Origin of the sequence: Microbacterium karelineae (genome assembly GCF_009745985.1) — a bacterium.
Lineage (GTDB): Bacteria > Actinomycetota > Actinomycetes > Actinomycetales > Microbacteriaceae > Microbacterium > Microbacterium karelineae.
Genome location: NZ_WFIX01000160.1, coordinates 1 through 607 on the forward strand (window position 1 = coordinate 1; position 607 = coordinate 607).

Sequence of the window (607 nt, forward strand, 5' to 3'; positions counted from 1 at the left end):
ATCGGTAAGGTTAGGACCTATACCACCTTTTCCTCCGTCACCGTGGCAGGTAACGCAATTTGTTTTAAACAATTCTTGTCCTTCTGCAATATTATCAGCACTGTATTTCGCAGATTCCAGATTGATTTGAGGTGCAGTTTTCTCATACTCAGCAATGGAAGCTAACATCGTTTTTGTCTCTTTGGTGTATTCTGCTTCCGGATGAGCATAATCTGTGAAAGAAAAAGCAAACAGGTACACGGCACAGAAGATACATCCGAACCAGAACAGACCGATCCACCATTTCGGAAGGGAGTTGTCAAGTTCTGTAATGCCATCAAAACCATGGTCGATAAGAATATCTTTTTCTTCCGTAGCGGTTTGTTTTTTGAAGGCTGAATTCCATAATTTCTGGTAATAAGGAACTTTCTTTTCTTCCAGATATTGTTTCTTTTCTTCCTCGGATAATCTGTTGAAACTTTCATTTTCTACCAGGTCTCCAATAGAGTTCATAATCAGCAATAGAATAGTGGCAATTAATATCAGCGCCCAGAAAAAAGGAGAAGAAAAATATCCTGAATCTCCGGCGAACATTTCAAAGGCCATGATCGTTAAACCTATCGTAGTT

Annotated in this window: 1 protein-coding gene; it reads right to left on the reverse strand. The window is 39.4% G+C overall.

All coding sequences use genetic code 11. From position 1 onward, the window contains the following. On the reverse strand, window positions 1–585 hold a 585-nt coding region (locus GB932_RS22395; RefSeq protein ID WP_197517233.1), incomplete at its 3' end, for a cbb3-type cytochrome c oxidase N-terminal domain-containing protein. Window positions 586–607: the final 22 nt, after the last annotated feature.